Genomic DNA, 19,299 nt, shown 5'->3' on the forward strand with positions numbered 1-19,299 from the left:
GGGTGCGCGTGACCGTCCCGTTGCCCACGGGGGGCACGGTCCGCCCGTCACCGTCTCGGTCCTGCCACGGCGTACACCACGGTGCCGGTCGCCAACAGGGCGTACGCGGTTGCGGTGGACGCCGTCGTGCCGGGGGGAAAGATCATCCAGTCGATCACCTCTCCCACCCTGCCGTCCGGAGCCGGGATGAGGAGGGCGATCGCGAGCCAGCCGGTCGGCAGGGTCCAGGCGAGCTGTGCCCCGCACAGCGCCGCCCCGAGCGCGGCCAGGCCGACCAGGCCCGCACTGTCCCGCACGACGACCTCGGTGGGGGCGAGCTTCGCTCCCACCGCCTGGACCGCCAGCAGCGCCGCACCGGCGAACGCGCCGATCAGCAGCACGTGCGCCGCCCGGCGGGGCACCCATCGGATCGCGGCCGTCCTCTCCAGCACGACATCCCGCCCACCGAGCCCGACGGAGGCGGCCGCCACGTTCGTGGTGAGCACCAGGACCGCCGTCCCCAGGTCCACCGGGCCCGGGGCGCCCTGGTTGAGGGCCCACACCACCAGCGCGACGAGCGTGACCGCGGCGGCCGAGGTGGGCACCTGCCGTGAACGGGCGTAGAGCGTCAGCCACCTCATTGCGACGCCTCCCCCGCCAGCACCCGAAGCTGGCCGTACCCCGAGCAGGAGAGGGCGGCGGCGCGCAGTTCGGCGATCCGCGAGCGCTGCTCGGCCGGTGACAACGCCGTCAGCTTCTGCCAGGCGACGTCGGCGTCCGCCCAGGTCTTGAGCGAGTACGCGTCGCCGCCCTTCTTCTCCAGCGGTTGGAGCCGGGAATCACGCAGGGCCCAGCTCACGGCGATGCTCTGAACGGCGACGGCGCCGCCCCCGCCCTCCCGATCGCTGTTCCCGTGGCAGCTGGGTGCCAGACCCTGGGCGATCAGCGCGCGGGTCAGTTCCCCACCCGTCGCATCGGCGAACAGCCGTTCGTCGAAGTCGACCAGCGCCACGTCGCCGGAGAGTTCGCGTTCCTCGCCGAGCGCGCGCAGCCGGGTGTCCTCCCGCACCGAGTTCGGCGCGCTGTCGCCCAGGACGTCGTGCAGCACGCGCAGCGCCTCCTTGCCGCGCAGTGCGAGCTCGGGCAGGTGTGAGCGGTTCGCCTGCGTCACGCACACCGGTCCGTCACAGACCAGGGCGGCGGCGGCCCTGTCGACGACGTAGGTGTCGCGCGCAGCGGCCGGGAGGATCAGCAGGGCCAGGGCCGCGCCGGCCAGGACGGGGATCACCGCGAGCAGCCGGGCCCGGCGGGTCACGGCCGACAGCAGGGCGAACCCGGTGGCGAGCAGGCCGAGCAGCCAGAGCGTCTGACCGAGGTGCACGGAGCCGGACAGCGTCAGCAGCATCTCCCGCGGCTCCACGGTCACCGGGGACAGCTGGGCGAGCCGGTTCGGCGCGATGCTCGACGGCAGAGCCCCGTCACCGTTCTGCCGCAGGAGGAGGCCCGTCAGCATGAGGAAGAGCACCACCAGGGCCGGCGGGGTGAACACGGAGGGCAGGGCCCGCGCGAGACCCATGCCGAACACGGCCCCCGCGACGAGGGCCAGCGCCGCCACGAGCGAGATCGGCAGCCAACCGAGGGGCGTGTAGACGGTACGGCCGAGGGCCACCTGGACCCCGCCCACGAGGACCAGCAGGCCGAAGCCCGACACCAGCGCGAGCGCCATCGCACCGGCCGACAGCGCCGCACGGCGCCAGGCCGGCCGCGGCGTGGTCACCAGCAGTTCGGCCATCCGCGAACGGGATTCACGCAGCCCGTACACCGCCCCCATGCCCACCACGAGCGGCCACCAGAAGCCCAGCAGGTACCTGGTCCACATGGCCATGGAGGTCCACTGGGCGGTCCACCCCGCGGTGCCCTTCCACCAGATCCCGTCGATCAGACAGAAGACCGCCAGGCTGCCTCCCAGGACGACGACGCCGGCCCACGGGGCGACGGAGCGCTTCAACTCGATGCGCAGGACACGTCCGTTCACCAGGTGCCTCCCTGCTGCCCGGAGGTGCGGAGCAGCGCCGAGTAGCCGCGCTCCAGGGGGCTGTCGCCCGGGTGCTCGGGGCCGCCCGCCGCGGCCAGGTCGTCCGGCGTGCCCTGGAAGACGAGGCGGCCGTCGGCGAAGAGCACCACATCGGAGCAGGCGGCCGCGACGTCCTCGACCAGGTGGGTGGAGACGACCACACAGGTGTCGCGGCCCAGTTCCTGGAGCAGCTCGCGAAAGCGCAGCCGCTGCGCCGGGTCCAGGCCGGCCGTCGGCTCGTCCAGCAGCAGCACCGCGGGGTCGTTGACGATGGCCTGGGCGATGCCGGCCCGCCGCACCATGCCTCCTGACAGCGTCTTCATACGGTGGTCGGCGCGGTCCGCCAGACCCACCCGTTCCACGGCCCGTTGGACGGCCGCGGGGACGTCCGCCTTCGGAACCTCCTTCAACCAGGCCATGTACTCGACGAACTCGCGCACCGTGAAGCGCTTGTAGTAGCCGAACTCCTGCGGCAGGTAGCCGATCCGGCGACGCAGCGCCCGGTGGTCGCCGATCCCGCCTACGGAGGTGCCGAGCAGCTCCAGTTCGCCCTCGGCGGGGCGCAGCACGGTGGCCAGCGCCCGGATCAGGGTGGTCTTTCCCGCTCCGTTGGGCCCCAGGAGGCCGTGGGTACCGATACCCAGGGAGAGGTCGAGCCCGTCGACGGCCATCTTCTTCCGTCCGACACGTACTCTCAGGCCGCCGGCCCGGATCTCCCAGGCGTAGGTCTTCGGCGCGGTGTCAGCCGCGCTCGTCGTGGGCGTCATGCGGTGGTCCCTTTCGAGGGTCGACGATGGTTTCACAGCGTTGAGTACGCGTTCCTGCGGGCGATCACGGCACCGATGCCGAGCGCGAGGAGCAGTCCCCACGCGGGCAGCTGGTCCGGTTGCAGGGCAAGCCGCAGGGCAAGGGGGACGCGGCCGGTGGCCCACGCGGGTGCCACGACGGCGACGCCCCACGCGACCACCAGCCCGACGGCGGCGCGGGTCACGCCGACCACGCTGCCCAGCGCCAGGGCAGTGGAGGTGAAGGCCAGGGAGGGCAGCAACCACTGCGCGGCCGTCATGGATCCGGTCAGCCACCCCCCCACCAGGAGCACGGGCAGGACCACCACGAGGACCGAGGTGGTGCGCCTGAGGAGCAGGGGCAGACCGGCCCGGGCGGTCGAGGCCGTCAGTTCGTGCGCCGGGTCCAGGCCGCGCGACCATGCCGCGGCGACGCCGCACAGCGGCAGCACGGGCGCGACCAGCAGCGCCGGTGAGGCGTCGCCGAAGAGCGTCGGTGACGCGACCGCGTCCAGCAGCAGCGCCAGCAGGGTGACGACGGCGGTCATGGCCAGCCACGGGGCCATCGCCGGCGTCAGCCAGGCCGACACCCATCTCGGGCGCAGTCGCCGCCGGGGCACCCCGCCAGCCGCGTCCAGCTGCGGTTCCAGCCCGGCCCGGACGGTGTCGATCAGCGCGGCGATGCCGGGCGCCTCGGTGGCCACGGAGGCCGCCAGGCGGCTGCGGCACAGCGCGCAGGTCTCCAGGTGGGCTTCCAGCGCCCAGACGGTGTCCGCGGCCATCGCCGCGTCACCGCGTGCATAGTCGTCGATCAGCCGCATCGACGCGTGTTCCGCACTCATGCCAGCGCCTCCCGCATCGCGATCCGGGCCCGGCGGGCGCGTGTCTTGACCGTGCCTTCGGGCAGTCTGAGCAGGACGGCGGTCTCCCGGACGGAGAGCCCGTCGAGCACCGTCGCCTGCAGTACCTGTCGGAGTTCCGGCGCCAGCCGCCGTAGGGCGTCGCCGACGTCGCCGTCGACGGCCTTGGCGAGTACCTCGTCCTCCGCCGCGGGCACCACCGCCCGCTCGGCGGCGGCGGCGACCGGCGGTTCGGCGTGGTGGGCGCGGCGCCGGAACGCATCGACCAGGCGGCGCGCCGCGATCGTCCACAGCCACCCGACGGCCGTCCCGCCGACCGCGCTTCCGGCGAACGCGCCTGCCGCGCGCCACACCGCCAGATAGGTCTCCTGCATGACTTCGGCGACGATCTGCTCGTCCGCGCAGCGGCGGCGCAGCCGCACCGCCAGCCATGGCGACGTACGCCGGTACAACTCGTCGAACGCCCCGCGGTCCCCTCTGGCCACCAGCCGGAGGAGGCGTTCCTCGTCCAGCTCGTCCAGTGCTCTCCTGCGTGATCTCACACCAGCCAGACGCCCGATGCGGCGCACAGGTTCTGCATCCGGCGTGACCTGCGTCACAGCGCCGTGCGAAGGTTCGGGATCCCTCCGAAACCCGGGAACAGGCTTCGATCCGGGTCGGCAACCGGTCGGACCGAGAGACCGGCCGGACTCCCCCCGCCGCTCCGGCCGGAATCGGGGCTGGGCGATCCCGGGAACGGCCCGACGAGTGGCGGATTCACAGCGACGATCGCGGCACGTCCAGCCCGCACGTCCACCCCGGCGCGGCACGGGTCGACGGATCTCGACCTCGATGACGTCAGGTGCAGCTCGCCCAGCTGCCCCGGGCCGGCCGGGCACGCCCTCCACCACCGGACGGGGCCGCCGCCCGACGCGCCGGATGCACCTGGGCACGAGCTGTGAGCCTCGACCGCGGCCGCGCACCGCCGAGCCCTCGTGTCGGCGGCGGCGCCCTTGCGCCGTCCGGGTGGCAGACCGCCGGGAAGGCGCCCGCGCGGGGCCCGGCGGGAACGCATCGCACCGAACGTCTGCCGGAACAGCGAGAAGGGACCGGTTCATGAACGCCCGCACAGGGCAGCGCGACTCCCCGCCCACAGGCCTGGCACGTCGCTGGAGCCAGGCGGCCGACACCCACCTCACGCCGACCAAGCGGTCCCTCCTGGTGACCTGGGCCGCCTTCGGTACGACCTTCGGCACCGTCCGGCTGATCACCCACGGCATCCGGGGCGGCTGGCTGCCCTGGGGCAACCTGTCGGCGGGCGGGCGGCACCTGCACCACTACAACATCGGCATCGCGGCCCTGGCCGGCGTCGGCCTGGTCGCCGTACGCGGCGACGAGCGGGCCGTCCGGCATCCGCTGGTCGCCGCGGGCTACGGAGCCGGCACGGCGCTGATCGCGGACGAGTTCGCGCTGCTGCTGGATCTGCAGGACGTGTACTGGACCGAGGAGGGCCGGATCAGCGTGGACGTGGCCCTGGGAATCATGGCCGCGCTCGGCACGTACCTCACCGCGGCGCCCTTCTGGCACGAGATCGGCCGGATCACCCACGAGCACACGAGGCGTCGCGGCGCCGCTCTCCTGGCGCGCTCGGCACCATACGACTGACGCCGAAGCCACCGGCCCGACGGTCTGTCATACCCGCATGCCGGGATCACCGTTGTCACGATGAGTGCGGCGCCACACGAGGTCCTGACCCCCAACTTCCGCCCGACGGCGTTCGGCCTGACCCAGGAGGTCACGCGCACGGACCTCCACCACGGAACGGTCGGTACAGGCCCGGCGCCGTGAGCGCAGCTAAGCCCACCTCCCCCTCGACCCCGACTTCGGGTACGCCGTGCTCACCATGCCCGGCCTGACCGACGACGGGGTGCGGCTGGAGCCCGGCTCGATGCTCTACCCGGGCAGTGGGCGGCGTGAGTTGCCCCTGCGCGCACGACGGATCTCTACTGCTGCTCGGTTCGGGCTCCGCCCGTTGGAGAAGTACGGACTCTGACGCCGCCCACCGGTGGGACCCTCAGCGGAATAGTTGAACTGTGAACTATGTTCGGTCGTACAGGGTGCCGCGAGAGGCACCGCCGGGGCCTCGCGAGAGATCCCGGACCGCCCGAAAGGACCACGAGTTGAACACCACCGCGAAGCACCCGCAGATCGACGTCCGCCGCGCCGGCGAGCGCCTCGCCACGAAGATCGACTGGCTGGACTCCAAGCACTCCTTCTCCTTCGGCGGACACTACGATCCCTCCAACACCCACCACGGACTGCTGCTCGTCAACAACGACGACATCGTCCGGCCGGGCAGCGGCTTCGAGACCCACCCGCACCGCGACATGGAGATCGTCACCTGGGTGATGCAGGGCTCCCTGGTCCACCAGGACTCCACCGGCCACTCCGGCGTGATCTATCCCGGACTCGCCCAGCGAATGAGCGCCGGCACCGGCATCCTGCACTCGGAGAAGAACGACTCCTGGCGCCTCAGCGGCGCCGACGCCCACACCGACCCCGTCCACTTCGTCCAGATGTGGGTCCTCCCCGACGAGCCCGGCATCACACCGGGCTACGAGCAACTCGAAATCGGCGATGAACTGCTGTCCGGCGGCCTGATCCCGGTCGCCTCGGGGATGGACAAGCACCACGGCGCGTCCGCCATCCGGATCAAGAACCGCCACGCGGCGCTGCACGTGGCCCGCCTGCAGGCAGGCCAGAGCGTCGAACTGCCCGACGCTCCCTTCCTGCACCTGTTCATCCCCCGCGGCAACGTCGCCCTGGAAGGCGTCGGCCCGCTCGCCGCCGGCGACGCCGTGCGCTTCACCGCGGTCGGCGGACAGAAGGTCACCGCGGTCGAGCCGGCGGAGATCCTGGCATGGGAGATGCACGCCGCCATTGCCCGCTGACGCAGCGCACGAGTACGGCGGGGCGCGCGGTGGACCTCACCCACGGCGCGCCGCCGCCCGCATGTGTGCGCAGGTCACGGCCGGGGCCGTGCCGGGGAAGATGCGGTCGAGGCGGCCGCCTCGCGCAGGATCTCGATGGTCTTCTGCCGCTCGAGATCCTGTCGACGCAGTCGGGTGGGCTCCTCACACTCGGGGCGTACAGCGCCGCAGCACACTCATGTCATGTACAGGACATGAATGGCTTCTTCTCGGTCAAGAATTGGGCGAGGGCACGGGTGGAACCCAGCGCCGGCAGGCGATCCGGTCCGGGCAGGCGGAGAATGCCGGATGCGGGGTCCGGCTGTCGGGCGGGCCGGCTGGTCGGCCGCAGGCGGGCAAATGCGAAGGGGCGTGGGCCGGTGCAGACGATGGTGGTGGAGACCTGGGCGGCCGACTGGGCCCGGCGCGCGAGGGAAGTTCCGAACGGGCGGGTCGCGGCCGGGCTACTGGTCGACCTCGTCGCCGATCCGCGGCAGCACCTCGCCCGGGCAGCGACCTTTCCGGTGACGGCCGCAGCCGCGGCCCTGCGTGTCGAACCGGGCCTCCTCCACGAGGGCCCTCCGAGACCTGGCCGACGCGGGCCTGCTCACCCTGGCCCACCACGACACGGGAGAACCCGGGGGCGAGGTCGCCGTCGTGACCCTCACCGCGCCGACGCCCCACCGCAAACCGAAGGGCCCGCGCCGTGACCACTGGTGACCCGGCACCCGAGGCACCCGGCCGCCTGTGGCCGTCCGACGACGCGCTCGGCGGCCCCCAGCCGGACGGGGCAAGCCCGACCTGGGCCTCGCCCGAGGACGAGGAAGCGATGCGACTGGTAACCGCCCGGCTCAGGTCCGCCCACCCCGGGGCCGACCCGGCCACCGTGGACGCTCTCGTCGCGGGTGCATACGACGAACTACGCGACGCCAAGGTCCGGACGTTCATCCCGATCCTGACTGAGCGCCGCGCCAGGGCCCTGCTTGCCATGCCACCACCGGGCACCCGGCCCGCCCCGGAGAGCTGACCCGGGCACCTCCGAGGACCGTCCCCGACCTCGCCACCTCTCGCTGTCCACCGACTTCGAGAGCCTCGCACTCTTCAAGCCCGGTGAGCACCACGACGCCATCGTCACCAAGCTGTTCGACGAGCTGGAGGGCTGGTCGAGGGCGATGAAGACGCTGGCGGCTGAGCGGCCGGAGACACCATTCCCGAGCTGAACCCTCCCATCGCGTCCGGCGCGCAGGACGGCGCCGGCCCCGCCGCCCGCGCGTCGAGTAGCGATCTAGCATGAAGAGCAAGGCTTCATCTCCAGGCCCGCGCCGCAGCGGCAGGGAGGCCGACATGGCGTTCGACACGAGTGGTTTCGAGCAGGCGGAGGACTGCCGCTACATACCGATCTCCGAGCACGGCCTGATCGGCGATCTTCGTACGACCGCCCTGGTCGGCACGAACGGCACCATCGACTGGTACTGCTGCCCGCGCTTCGATGCGCCCAGCGTCTTCGGGTCCATCCTCGACGCCGACCGGGGCGGGTCGTTCGAGTTGGCCGCCGAGGTCCCGACACGCACCCGACAGTTCTACTTCCCCGACACGAACGTGCTGATCACGCGGTTCTTCGCCGCAGACGGGGTGGCGGAGATCCAGGACTTCATGCCCGTGGTCGACGAGTCGCGCGAGGCGGCCCGGCACCGGCTGATCCGGCGGGTGCTCTGCGTCCGCGGAGCCCTCCCGTTCAGGGCGCGCATCGCCCCGCGCTTCGGCTACGGCGCCGAAGCGCACACCACGCACCTCGAAGGCCACCAGGCGGTGTTCCGCTCCCCGTCACTGACGCTCGCGCTCACCGCCACCGCACCGCTGGAGAGCGACGGCCTGGACGTCCGGTCGCACTTCAAGCTCCTTGAGGGCGAGTCCAACGTGTTCGCCCTCGACCAGATCGGCGACGGCGTCCCGGCCCGGTCGTGTCCGCGTGCCGAGGCGCAGGAGCAGGCCGAGGCGACCGTCCGGTTCTGGCGCCGCTGGCTGGCCGGGTCGCGCTACCACGGGCGGTGGCGGGAGATGGTGAACCGCTCCGCGCTGGTGCTGAAGCTGCTCACCTACGCGCCGACCGGTGCGATCGTCGCCGCACCGACCACCAGCCTGCCCGAGCAGATCGGCGGCGAGCGCAACTGGGACTACCGGTACGTCTGGGTCCGCGACGCCGCCTTCTGCGTCTACGCCATGCTGCGCCTGGGGTTCACCTCGGAGGCCGAGGCGTTCATGGGGTTCCTCGGCGAGCGCGGCATCATGCGCGGCACCGGTGCGACCGGCCCGTTGCAGATCATGTACGGCATCGACGGGCGCAGTGAGCTGCCCGAGTACGAGCTGCCGCACCTGGAGGGCTACCTCGGCTCCGCACCGGTCCGGGTCGGCAACGCCGCCACCGGCCAGCTCCAGCTGGACATCTACGGAGCCCTGATCGACTCCGTCTACCTGTACGACAAGTGGGGGCAGCCGATCAGCAGCGACCGCTGGGACGAGGTCGGCGCGGTGGCGGACTGGCTCTGCGAGCACTGGGACCAGCCCGACGAGGGAATCTGGGAGACCCGCGCGGGCCGCAGGGACTTCGTGTACTCGCGGCTGATGTGCTGGGTGGCGCTCGAGCGGGCGATGCGGATGGCGAACCGCCGCGGCCTGCCGGCCGACCTGCCCCGCTGGCGCCAGTCCCGGGACGCGATCTACCGACAGATCATGCAGCGCGGCTGGTCGGCCCAGCGGGGCGCGTTCGTCCAGGCTCTGGACGACGGTGAGCTGGATGCCTCGCTGCTGATGATGCCGATGGCCAAGTTCGTCTCGCCCACCGACCCCAAGTGGCTCTCCACCCTGGACGCCCTCGGCGCGGACCTGGTCTCCGATTCGCTGGTCTACCGCTACAACCCGACCGCCAGCCCGGACGGCCTGCACGGCCCCGAGGGCACCTTCTCGATCTGCTCCTTCTGGTACGTGGAGGCGCTGGCCCGCGCAGGCCGGCTGGAGGAGGCCCGGCTGGCTTTCGAGAAGATGCTCACCTACGCCAACCACCTCGGTCTATTCGCCGAGGAGATCGGCCCGACCGGCGAACAGCTCGGCAACTTCCCCCAGGCCTTCACCCACCTCTCACTGATCAGCGCCGCCTTCAACCTCGACCGCGCGCTGGGCTGACCCGGCATCGCCGTCCGGACGGCGGGGTCGACGGCCGGGGGCGGCGGTATCGCCGAACGCGCTCGGCCGGCGAGCCGGGACGGCCGGGAAGTTCTGCGTCTGCCGGCCCCACCGCTCCGAACACGTCAGCGCAGGTGCAGCTGCCAGTCGGCAGGGACCTTGCCACGTGGGCCCGGCGCCGGCTGCGAGGCCGGGTGCGCGGCGGGCGCCGCCAGGTCCGGCCCCTCGTAGTACTGCTCGCTCTCGACGTTCCACAACCACGCCTCACCCGGCTCGAAGCTGGCCAGGAACGGATGTCCTGCCTCTCGGGCATGCCTCGTGCCGTGCTGCGAGGGTGAGGAGTCGCAGCAGCCGATGTGCCCGCACGCGGCGCATCGCCGCAGGTGGAACCACCACCCCGGCCCGTCCCCCGCCAGGCACTCCACACACCCGTCTCCGCTCGGCTTGGCGGAGGGATCGATCCCCCGGATCGGGCTGTCAGCCATCGGACACGCCTCCCGATGAAGGCTCGGCCGGGCGCCGGTTCGGCACGTCGACGCCGAAGCCATCGGACTGTCTATCCCAATTCCAACCAGCCGGCTCGCACAGAGATTCCGCGACGAGTAGCCGCGGGCGGTCCCGTCGTACAGAGTCGAGCCGTGCCGACGGGAGGCGATGCGGCCCGGCGTGATCACGAGGGCCCGGTGGTGACCTTGCCAGCGGTGACCTTGAAGGTGGCGCCCGGCTGTGCGTGACTGGAGGGAGCAACAGTGGCCTGGCCGACATCGAGGTGCCCCGGATGGGATTCATCGGCACGGTGGGACTGGTGCTCCACCCCGAGCGCACCTGCGCACCCACCGTGGAGGCCGTGGTCCGCTGGAGCCGCACCCGGGGGACGAAGGTCCTGGGGCTGGCGGCGGAGGTGGCCCGGATCGGCTGCGAGGCCATTCCGGTCGAGGCCGAGGAGATGACCACGAGCGCCGACCTGATGATCAGCCTCGGCGGGGACGGCACCATGCTGCGCGCCATGCGGCTCGCCACCGGAGGCCACGCACCCGTCCTGGGCGTCAACGTCGGACGCCTGGGCTTCCTCGCCGAGGTCGACATACCGGAACTCCCTGCCGCCCTGGATGCCATCGACGCCCACCGTTTCACCGTGGAAGTCCGCTCCGGCGTCCATGCCCGCTTCGGGGCTGCCCGGGAGACGGCACTCAATGACGTCGTGCTCCTGCGCAGCCCGGGACACAAGTCCGCGGCGGTCGCCGTACGGGTCCAGGGCGAGCCCTTCGTGGCCTACACCGCCGACGCGGTCGTCGTCGCCACGCCGACCGGCTCCACCGCGTACAGCTTCTCCGCCGGCGGCCCGATCGTCTCCCCCAACGCGGAGGGGCTGCTGATCACCCCCGTGGCTCCCCATGCCGCGTTCAACCGCTCCGTCTTCCTCTCCAGCGGCGAGCGACTCGACCTGGAAGTCCTGCCGCAAAGCGGCGACCTCGCCATCGAGGCCGACGGCCTCCTGGTCGGCCACGTCTCACCGGGCGGCGTCGTCGAGGTGACCATGCTGCCCGCCGCCGCACGCGTCGTGCGGCTGGGCCACACCACGTTCTACCAGCGGGCCCAGCGCAAACTCCGGCTCACCGGCTCGGCGGAACACGGCTGACTCTCCGGTCCCGTGGGGACATTCACCTCCCGTCGAGCGGACGAAGGCCGTGGCCGCGGCTGCCGCCCAGCAGCACGGACCGGGTGAGGCCTTGATCGTCGGGATCGAGCCGTCCATCGACTTCACGATCGCGATGTCGTACGGGCAGGCGCGTGCGAGTTCCGCCATCGGGGCGTGGTCGCCGGAGTCCTCGGCGCGCAGCAGTCGAGGAGCGTGGTCCGGTCTGCGGCCCACCTGAGGATCTGCCTGCGGGCCGCCCGAGGCGGTCAGCTGAAGAACGGGTCGTCCACGACGTGGACCCAGCCGCCGTCCGGCTGGCGTCGGAGGATCTCCGTGGTCGTGGAGATCACCGGCTCGGGGTCGACGCCCGTCAGGGTGGCGGTGTTCGACACCAGGGCGACGTCGTCCACGTGTCGGATTTCGCGTAGTTCGAGCTTGAGGCGGGCGCCGTTGTCGATCAGCTGTTGCAGGGTGAGGCTGTCGCACGGCGCTGCGGCCTGGGCACGCCGGCCAACTTCCGGACCCTGCTCAAGGCACACGTCGGGGTGCCGCCGCGCACCTACCGCGAGACGTTCAACCCAGGTGCTGCGAGCAGTCGTTGACCCTCTGATCCTGATAGGCCGTCGCGGGTCGCGAACGCGCCAGGGCCCGTGGGACTGCCGCGAGCGCCCCCTGCCCCGGGTGCGCCCTCGCAGGCAACCGCCGGCTCGCCAGTCCCGCGGGCCCACTCCCCCGCCGCCGCCGGACGCCCTTGACGAGACCGATCGAAGGAACATCGAGATCCTGCACCTGTGGGACGACGGATTCGACACCGAGTGGGGCATCGGCTCCGCCGTCTTCCCGACTCCAGCTCGGCCACACCCTTCGACACGGTCACCTCGCTGACGCCCGCCGCCCTGGCCACGGCCCGGATCCCACCGTGCCCCAGCGCCCGGGCCTCAGCTCCCATCGCCTGCGCCGGCAACTGCGAACGCTGGGAGGCGCGGGGTTGGACCCAGTCGCAGCCGGCCGCTCAGACCGGCGTGCCGCTGCGATCAGCTCAGGAACCGCACGGTGGTCGACACGAACCTGTCGGCGTCGTCCAGCCACGGGTAGTGGCCCGCGCCCGGTTGGACGACGAACTCGGCGCGCGGGAACAGCGCGGCGAAGCGGGCGAGTAGGTGCGGGGGCGAGGCCAGGTCGAACTCCCCGGCGAGGACCAGGACCGGCGTGTCGAGCGCGGCGAGCGCCGCCCGGGTGGCGCCCGGGTCGAAGGCGCCCTCAGATCCGAAGACCTCCGCCGCCGCCGCGTTCCACTGGGTCTCCTCGGCCGCCCGGTGGGCACGCGCCGTCTCGTCCCAACGGCCGTAGAGGAACGGTGCGATGGTCACCCAGTCATCGGCCGCGGCTCGGCCGGCGTCGATGGCGTCGAATGCTGCCGACGCCGTCGCGAACCAGGGCTCGTCCCTGCGGAGCCGCCCGACCTCGCGCCGGTCCTCGCCGGTGACTTCCAGGCCGACGGCGCTGGTACCGGGCGTGATGAGGACGAGTCGGCCGACGCGGTGCGGGTACTGCTCCGCATATCGCACGGCAAGGTTGGCGGCGGCGGAGTGCGCGAGCAGGTCGATCCGGTCCAGGCCGAGGTGTTCACGCAGCACCTCGATGTCGCCGACCAGGCGGTCGCAGCGGTAGGAGGCGGGGTCCGCCGGTGTCGCGGACAGCCCGGCGCCCCGCTGGTCGGCCACGATCAGCCGCCGGTGCGCGGGGAAGCCGCCGAGGTCGCCGAGGTAGACGGAATCCCGCATCGGTCCGCCCGGCAGGCAGACCACGGGGGTGCCGGTGCCCTCCCCGAGGACACGGTAGGCGAGCTCGGTGCCGTCAGGCGCAATGAGTGTAGGCATGGTGGTGATCCCAGCAGGTGTGCGGTGTCATCGTGGAGTTGAAGCGGTGCGGAGCGCCGGCGAGGCCCGCCCGGAGGCACGCCTTCGCCGGTCGGATGGCGACGCCTGCCGATCCGGCCGGGCCCACCGCTCACTGTGGGCCCGGCCGGCTGCGGACAGCGGGCCGGACCCGTCTACCGGGTAGCAGTCCGTCAACCGCGCAGTGCGGCGATCTCGGCTTCGGGGGCCAGCCCCAGGATCGGGCGGTCGGGACGCTGCGGCGAGACTCCGCCCAGCCCCTTCAGCCACTCCCACGTGTCGGCGACGGTCTCGGCGGCCGGCCGGCAGCGCAGCCCGTCCGCGAAGGCCTTGGATGTCTCGGCGCCGTACAGGAACTCGTGCAGCTCGCCTGGCGGTGCCCAGATCGGGAGCTCCGTCCACGGTGCGATTCCGGCGGCGGCGATCCGCTCGGGGTCGGTCCAGCGCAGCTCCGCATCCGATCCGGTGGCGGCCACGCACGCCTCCAGAAGCTCACCCATGGTGGCGTGACCGGGCCGGCTCACCAGGTTGTACGGGCCGGACAGTCCGCGCACGGCGGCGTCCAGGGCCCAGATCGCGAGGTCACGCGTGTCGACGTACTGGAGCGGCAGGTCGCGCGGGCCGGGGGCGAGCACCGGGCCGCCACGGGCGATCCGGTCCAGCCACCAGGTCAGCCGGCCGACGTCCTCTCCCGGGCCGAGGATCAGTCCGGCGCGCAGCAGCAGCGAACGGTCCTCCCCGAACGCGCCGGTGACGGCGAGCTCCCCGCCGCGCTTGGCCTGCGGATAGGGGACATCGCCGTCGTCGGGCGAGCCGTCCAGTAGGACGCCGTTCTCGGCGGCACTGTGGTCGACCGGGTCGGCGTACACGGAGCCGCTCGAGACGTAGACGTACCGATCGGCGCGCTTCGCGAGCGCGCCCGCCGCGTCGCGCACGGCCGAGGGCCGCGCGGACCAGGTGTCCACGACCAGGTCCCACTCGCCGTCGCCGAGCGCGGCCAGTCCGTCGGGGGCGGTCCGGTCGCCCTGAAGGACGGTGGCTCCGGACGGCGGGTGGCGGTTGCCACGGTGGAGAAGGGTCACGTCCCAGTCGCGGGACAGGGCCTCGTTGACAATGGCGCGTCCGACGAAGCCGGATCCACCGAGCATGAGAAGTCGCATGCCGACCACTGTCCCTACCGATGTGCCGGTTGGTCCACCCCCATCCGCCATCAGCGGAATCGCCGTCAGCTGAATCCGAACCGGCAGTGCCCGGCAGGGCGTTCTCCAGCCGGAGTTGCAGGTCGCCCCCGAAGTGGGAAACCCCGGATCGCGCCTCGACCAACCGAAACGTTACCTACATCCGTACGTTCTGCCCCATCGCGGCGCTGCCGGCGATCGTCGAGGTGGGCGTGCTCTGGCGACGACCAGGCACAACTGATGCTCCGTCGGAAGCCGACCGCGCAAACCGGGGCGCGCCAACGGCGGTGCCGCTCCTGAACGGTGCTCCCGAGTGTGCTGCTCAGCCATGGGCTTGCTCCTCTCGGATCCCCGCCGAAACTGCACGGAGTCTGTCGGGTGGTGCTGCCTCCAACCGTCTTCCCAACTACGGCTCATGCCTCGCATGGTGAGCTGTGATCAGGTCGCGGTACCAGGCGTAGGAGGCCCTCGGCGTCCGGCGCTGCGTCTCGAAGTCGACGTGGACGAGGCCGAAGCGCCGGTGGTAGCCCTCGGCCCGTCGAACGGCCTGTCATTTCACCCAGACCCGGGTGGTGCCTCTCAACCACACTTCTGTCCAAGCACGTTGACTCCGCCGAGACCCCGGCGTGTTCGCGGCCGTGCATCGGACTCGGTGTCGGGCGTGATGCTTCACAGTCGCCGGACGCGCAGCGCACCGGTCAGCATCGGGAGAGTGAACTCGCCGCGGGCGGTCTCCGGCCTACTCGCGAGGAACGCGCGGATCCAGGCCAACGTGGCCGCTTGTTCCTGTTCTGGCATGACCAGCACCCCCGCGCGCGTCGCGATGGTGGCGACGAGAGAGTCGGCGGTGCGGCGCTGCCCGTGCGGGAACTCGGCCTGTTCCGGCGAGCCGAACCGGGCGGTTGCGCCAGTCTTTGGGAGGTGCATGTCGGCCGTCTCAGCGCGCCAGCCGGTGGGCGTGTCACGGGGGCCAATGGCCGCGCTCCCGCTGACCCGCGCGAGCCCGGAAACCCACTCGACCTGGTCGTCCATGACGTTCCACAGGCCGGCCAGGATGCCGCCGAGCGCGAGGACCCTGGCGATCTCGGGTCCTGCAGCGGCCATGTCGAACCAGTGCATGGCGTTGCCGGCCAGCACGGCATCGACGGAAGCGTCCGGCAGCGGTATCGCCTCCGCGGTACCCGACAGGGCACGGACGTCCGGCAGCGAGCGGCGCAGCTCGATCAGCATCGCCGGGTCGGGCTCGACTGCGATGACTTCGGCACCCAGCGCGACCAGCGTGGCGGTCAGCTTTCCGGTTCCGGCGCCCAGGTCGAGCACGCGCTGGCCGGGCGCGGGTTCAAGCGCCCAACGCACCGCGGCCTGCGCGTAGTCCGGACGGTGCTCGGCATATGCGACCGCCGCTGCACCGAACGACGAGGCGTGAAGTAGCCGTTCGTCCGCATCCACACGGTTACGCTATCGATGCTGCCGGCGGTCGGCTACCCCGCGAGCCCGTCGAACACCCTGTCACCGTACTGGCCCGCCAGGCGCAGAGCGGTGCGGTGCGGACCCGGCCCGAGACTGTCCACCACCCACAGGTGCCGGCCATGTGCCCCGGCACCGTGCGGACGGGCTTGCCCTGCCCGTGCAGGAGGCGTGCGATAGTGAAAACCGTCTCCGCTCCCCGCCGAAGACGCGCTTGTCGCCACAAGGGGTCGCTGCAGGTCAGCTGCCGTTCCGGTCAACTGGTCCGCACGGAACACCGGCGCCGTAGGCACTCCCGAGCGGATCTCCTTCCCTGGTAGCCACCGCGTCGGCCTTGACAACTCCGGCGGTCGGACGTAAATCGGGAAGCATGAATCGGCACGACCCGGTGGAGCGAGCGGGACCGCACCTCGGGCACGACCCGGCCACCTACCCGGACACGGGCGCCGCAGGTGCCGACCGTCCCGGCCGGGCGGCCGAGGCCGCGGAGGCCGACAGTGTGACGGCGGAGCGCGAGGACGCCCTGGTGGCGGCCGTCGTCAAGGCCGTCGGGGAGACCGGCGGTCATGCCGGGAGCGTCTTTCTCCGGTCCCGGGACAGCCGTTCGATCGTGCTGGCCGCCACCTGCGGTGCATCGCCGTCCCTGCTCGGCGGCTGGCGGCTCATCCCGGTCAACAGCCCCATTCCGGTGGCGGCGGCCTACCGGTCGGCCCGGACGGTCCATCTGGCCGACGCCGACGAGACGATGCGACGCTATCCCCAGCTCGCGGTGGCCCTGCCGTACGCGTTCGGCTCGGCGTCGGTGCCGGTCAGAGCCGGACAGGAGAGCCTGGGGGCGCTGGCGGTGGTGTGGGCGGCGCCACCCGGGCACCCGGGGCTGTCCAGGGCCCAGCTCCGCCACCTGCGGGCCATCGCCAACCGGCTCGGCGCCGCCCTCGCCGACCTCCGCGCCCGCGGGTGCGCCTTCGAATACGACGCCACAACGGTGCCCATCGAGGTCCCGGTTCCTACCGCACCGGCAGTGCGGGTCGGCCTGTTCGACTGGCGACTCGACACCGGGGCCGTGGTCGCCGACGACGAGCTGTGCGCGATCTTCGGTCTCGCTCCCAGCGCATTCGACGGGCGGGCCGACACACTGGCTTCCCGGCTCCATCCCGGCGACCGGGTCTCGCTCCGGGCCACGGCCCGCGCGGCCGTCGCGGACGGCAGGGTGCTCGCCCGTCGACTGCGCATCCGTGCCGCCGACGGGTACCGCACCGTCGAGCTCTGGGGCCGTGTGCCGGAGGGACCCGGGGAGGAGGTGCGGAGTCACCTGGTCGGTTGCGTGCTCGACGCCGCAGCCGGCGCCGCAGCCGTCACCGCGGTGGAGCGGCTCCGGGACGGACTCTTCTCCCTCGCCCCGGACGGGCGGGTCACCTACGCCAATCGCAGCTTGGAGCAGCTGCTCGGAGCGCGCGTCCGGGAGCTGCTCGGCCGCCGTCTGTGGGAGGTGCTGCCCTGGCTGTCCGATCCCACCTATGAGGACCGGCACCGAGCCGCGATGGTCTCGCAGCAGCCCACCGCCTTTCTGGTCTGCCGCCCGCCGGACCGGTGGCTCGCCTTCTCCCTTCATCCGGGCACGAACGGCGTGACCGGCAGAGTCGCGCCTTCCGGGCCGCCGCACTCACCGTCGGCGGCCTCCGGGCCGCCGGTGGAATCCGGGGAATCGACCACCGCGTCGTCCGCTTCCGGGCCCGGGCATCCCGCACCCGGCCCACCGACGGCCCGGGCAGCGCCCGCGCGCCTGGGCGCCATCTACCGCGTGCTCCAGCTGGGCAGCGCGCTGACCGAGGCGGTCACCACGGACGAGGTGTGCGACGTCGTCGGCGACCAGCTCCTTCCGGCCTTCGGCGGACAGCACCTGGCCATCTACGTGATCGACGAAGGCCGTCTGCACCTGCTCTTCCACACCGGCTACCACGACCGTTTCCTGCACTGGCTGGAAGGCAAACCGCTCGATACTCCTCTACCCGGAACGGAGACGCTGACCTCCGGCGTACCCCTGTTCATCGAGTCCCGGCAGGATCTCACCGACGCCTATCCAGCTCACTCCATGGAAGGTGTCGGGGCCTGGGCCTATCTGCCGCTGATCGCCTCCAGCCGTCCCGTCGGCACCTGCATCCTCGGTTTCGACGAGATCCACCACTTCACCACCAAGGACCGCGGCATCCTGACCGCGCTCAGCGGCCTGATCGCCCAAGCCCTCGAACGCGCCCGTCTCTACGACGCGAAGTCCGCCCTCGCCCACGGTCTGCAGAACGCACTGCTGCCCCACCGCCTGCCCGTCCTGCCGGGCATCCGCGCCACCGGCCGGTACCTGCCCGGCACCAGCGGAATGGACATCGGCGGCGACTGGTACGACGTGATCCCCACCGGAAACGGCGTGGCCCTCGTCATCGGAGACGTCGAGGGCCACAGCGTCGCCGCAGCCGGCACCATGGGCCAGCTGCGCAGCGCCGTGCGAGCCTTCGCCATGGCCGGCCACTCGCCCAGCGCCGTCCTGGCCGGGACCAACCGGCTTCTGGTCGAGCTCGACCCCGGGCTGCTCGCCAGCTGCTGCTACATCCGCATCGAGCCGGGCACCGACCATGCCTGCGCCGTCCGCGCCGGGCACTGCCCGCCGCTGCTGCGCCGTCCCGACGGCAGCACCGCCGTGCTGGAGCTGGCAGGCGGCCCGCTCCTCGGCGTCGACGGCACCAGCACCTATCCGGAGACCCGGCTGGACCTTCCCCGCGGGTCGATCCTCGCCCTCTACACCGACGGCCTCGTCGAGGAACGCGGCAGCGACATCGATCTGGGCATCGACGACCTGCGGGCCTCACTGGCCCACGCCCGCGCCGGAAGCCTCGAGGAACTCGCCGATCAACTCCTGCGAAAGGCCCGGCGCTCCTCGCACCGTTCAGACGACATCGCCCTGCTGCTCACCGAATACCACCCCGAGCAGGGCCCGCAGGCCGACTGACGGTCAGGGACGAGGCCCACTCCGCCTCTGAGCCGACAAGCTGGGGACAACGAGGGCCGACGTTTGCTGATCGGGCCGGACAGGCCGGCCGGATCTGCGCCGGTCCTGCTCACCGCGTTCGTTGCCTGCGATGCGGCGATGGCAGCGACGCCGGCCCGGCCAAGTCGGACACCTCACCGAGAGCAGACAGTTCGTCAAGGGCACGACGAGTACAGCGGATTGCCCGACATGGACGTGCCCGGCGCCAAACAGGGCCAGCCTCTACCTGTACCTGTACCGGGCAGGCACGA

Annotated in this window: 18 protein-coding genes and 1 pseudogene; 8 read left to right on the forward strand and 11 right to left on the reverse strand. The window is 72.1% G+C overall.

Features of this window, described 5'->3' with window-relative positions:
• Positions 1–47: 47 nt before the first annotated feature.
• From ACIBH3_RS08090 to ACIBH3_RS08110, 5 genes are read right to left on the reverse strand one after another with little or no spacing between them, the layout of a single operon-like run.
• Positions 48–620 carry a hypothetical protein gene (locus ACIBH3_RS08090; protein ID WP_396311072.1) on the reverse strand — a complete coding sequence of 191 codons (573 nt, stop codon included), beginning with the start codon at positions 618–620 and terminating at the stop codon, positions 48–50.
• Positions 617–2,014, reverse strand: coding sequence for a hypothetical protein (locus ACIBH3_RS08095; RefSeq protein WP_396311073.1), 1,398 nt, complete (start codon positions 2,012–2,014; stop codon positions 617–619). The genes ACIBH3_RS08090 and ACIBH3_RS08095 overlap by 4 nt, the downstream gene beginning before the upstream one ends.
• A complete protein-coding gene (locus ACIBH3_RS08100) occupies positions 2,011–2,820 on the reverse strand; it encodes an ABC transporter ATP-binding protein (RefSeq protein ID WP_396311074.1) in 810 nt (269 codons plus the stop codon). Before ACIBH3_RS08100 ends, ACIBH3_RS08095 begins: the two co-directional genes overlap by 4 nt.
• Before the next feature lie 32 nt (positions 2,821–2,852).
• The gene (locus ACIBH3_RS08105; RefSeq protein WP_396311075.1) at positions 2,853–3,680 is read right to left on the reverse strand and encodes a zf-HC2 domain-containing protein; all 828 of its coding nucleotides are present in this window, start codon (positions 3,678–3,680) and stop codon (positions 2,853–2,855) included.
• Positions 3,677–4,240 (reverse strand): RNA polymerase sigma factor, encoded by a 564-nt coding sequence (locus tag ACIBH3_RS08110; protein ID WP_396311076.1) that lies wholly within the window; start codon positions 4,238–4,240, stop codon positions 3,677–3,679. Before ACIBH3_RS08110 ends, ACIBH3_RS08105 begins: the two co-directional genes overlap by 4 nt.
• 553 nt (positions 4,241–4,793) lie before the next feature.
• Here ACIBH3_RS08110 and ACIBH3_RS08115 point away from each other — a divergent pair.
• The 6 genes from ACIBH3_RS08115 (at position 4,794) to ACIBH3_RS08140 (ending at position 9,826) form a co-directional block, all read left to right on the forward strand.
• Complete coding sequence (locus ACIBH3_RS08115) at positions 4,794–5,342, forward strand: hypothetical protein (RefSeq protein ID WP_396311077.1); 549 nt, start codon at positions 4,794–4,796, stop codon at positions 5,340–5,342.
• A gap of 60 nt (positions 5,343–5,402) precedes the next feature.
• Complete coding sequence (locus tag ACIBH3_RS08120; protein WP_396311078.1) at positions 5,403–5,525, forward strand: hypothetical protein; 123 nt, start codon at positions 5,403–5,405, stop codon at positions 5,523–5,525.
• 55 nt (positions 5,526–5,580) lie between these two features.
• A complete protein-coding gene (locus ACIBH3_RS08125) occupies positions 5,581–5,730 on the forward strand; it encodes a hypothetical protein (RefSeq protein ID WP_396311079.1) in 150 nt (49 codons plus the stop codon).
• Positions 5,731–5,857: 127 nt separating this feature from the next.
• Positions 5,858–6,628, forward strand: a complete 771-nt coding sequence (locus tag ACIBH3_RS08130; protein ID WP_396311080.1) for a pirin family protein — start codon at positions 5,858–5,860, stop codon at positions 6,626–6,628.
• A gap of 724 nt (positions 6,629–7,352) precedes the next feature.
• A complete protein-coding gene (locus tag ACIBH3_RS08135; RefSeq protein WP_396311081.1) occupies positions 7,353–7,673 on the forward strand; it encodes a three-helix bundle dimerization domain-containing protein in 321 nt (106 codons plus the stop codon).
• 317 nt (positions 7,674–7,990) lie between these two features.
• Positions 7,991–9,826 (forward strand): glycoside hydrolase family 15 protein, encoded by a 1,836-nt coding sequence (locus ACIBH3_RS08140; protein ID WP_396311082.1) that lies wholly within the window; start codon positions 7,991–7,993, stop codon positions 9,824–9,826.
• 125 nt (positions 9,827–9,951) lie between these two features.
• Here ACIBH3_RS08140 and ACIBH3_RS08145 read toward each other — a convergent pair whose 3' ends face one another.
• Positions 9,952–10,311 carry a UBP-type zinc finger domain-containing protein gene (locus ACIBH3_RS08145; RefSeq protein WP_396311083.1) on the reverse strand — a complete coding sequence of 120 codons (360 nt, stop codon included), beginning with the start codon at positions 10,309–10,311 and terminating at the stop codon, positions 9,952–9,954.
• A gap of 245 nt (positions 10,312–10,556) precedes the next feature.
• Here ACIBH3_RS08145 and ACIBH3_RS08150 point away from each other — a divergent pair, with 245 nt between their 5' ends.
• A complete protein-coding gene (locus ACIBH3_RS08150; RefSeq protein ID WP_396311084.1) occupies positions 10,557–11,465 on the forward strand; it encodes an NAD(+)/NADH kinase in 909 nt (302 codons plus the stop codon).
• A gap of 266 nt (positions 11,466–11,731) precedes the next feature.
• On the opposite strand, the gene ACIBH3_RS08155 is transcribed toward ACIBH3_RS08150, so the two are convergent.
• The 5 genes and pseudogenes from ACIBH3_RS08155 to ACIBH3_RS08175 all read right to left on the reverse strand — a co-directional run bounded on the left by ACIBH3_RS08155 (position 11,732) and on the right by ACIBH3_RS08175 (position 15,990).
• On the reverse strand, positions 11,732–12,004 hold the full coding sequence (locus ACIBH3_RS08155) for a hypothetical protein (protein ID WP_396311085.1): 273 nt from the start codon (positions 12,002–12,004) through the stop codon (positions 11,732–11,734).
• Between the two features lie 495 nt (positions 12,005–12,499).
• The gene (locus ACIBH3_RS08160) at positions 12,500–13,345 is read right to left on the reverse strand and encodes an alpha/beta fold hydrolase (protein ID WP_396311086.1); all 846 of its coding nucleotides are present in this window, start codon (positions 13,343–13,345) and stop codon (positions 12,500–12,502) included.
• Positions 13,346–13,536: 191 nt separating this feature from the next.
• Positions 13,537–14,523, reverse strand: a complete 987-nt coding sequence (locus ACIBH3_RS08165; RefSeq protein WP_396311087.1) for an NAD-dependent epimerase/dehydratase family protein — start codon at positions 14,521–14,523, stop codon at positions 13,537–13,539.
• Between the two features lie 424 nt (positions 14,524–14,947).
• Positions 14,948–15,076: pseudogene (locus ACIBH3_RS08170) on the reverse strand (family 1 glycosylhydrolase); the annotation flags it as partial.
• Positions 15,077–15,210: 134 nt separating this feature from the next.
• A complete protein-coding gene (locus ACIBH3_RS08175; RefSeq protein WP_396311088.1) occupies positions 15,211–15,990 on the reverse strand; it encodes a class I SAM-dependent methyltransferase in 780 nt (259 codons plus the stop codon).
• Between the two features lie 388 nt (positions 15,991–16,378).
• Between ACIBH3_RS08175 and ACIBH3_RS08180 the strand changes: the two genes are divergently transcribed.
• Complete coding sequence (locus tag ACIBH3_RS08180) at positions 16,379–19,009, forward strand: SpoIIE family protein phosphatase (RefSeq protein WP_396311089.1); 2,631 nt, start codon at positions 16,379–16,381, stop codon at positions 19,007–19,009.
• Positions 19,010–19,299 lie beyond the last annotated feature (290 nt).

The sequence above is a fragment of the Kitasatospora sp. NPDC050543 genome (genome assembly GCF_044457565.1).
Classification (GTDB): Bacteria; Actinomycetota; Actinomycetes; order Streptomycetales; family Streptomycetaceae; genus Kitasatospora.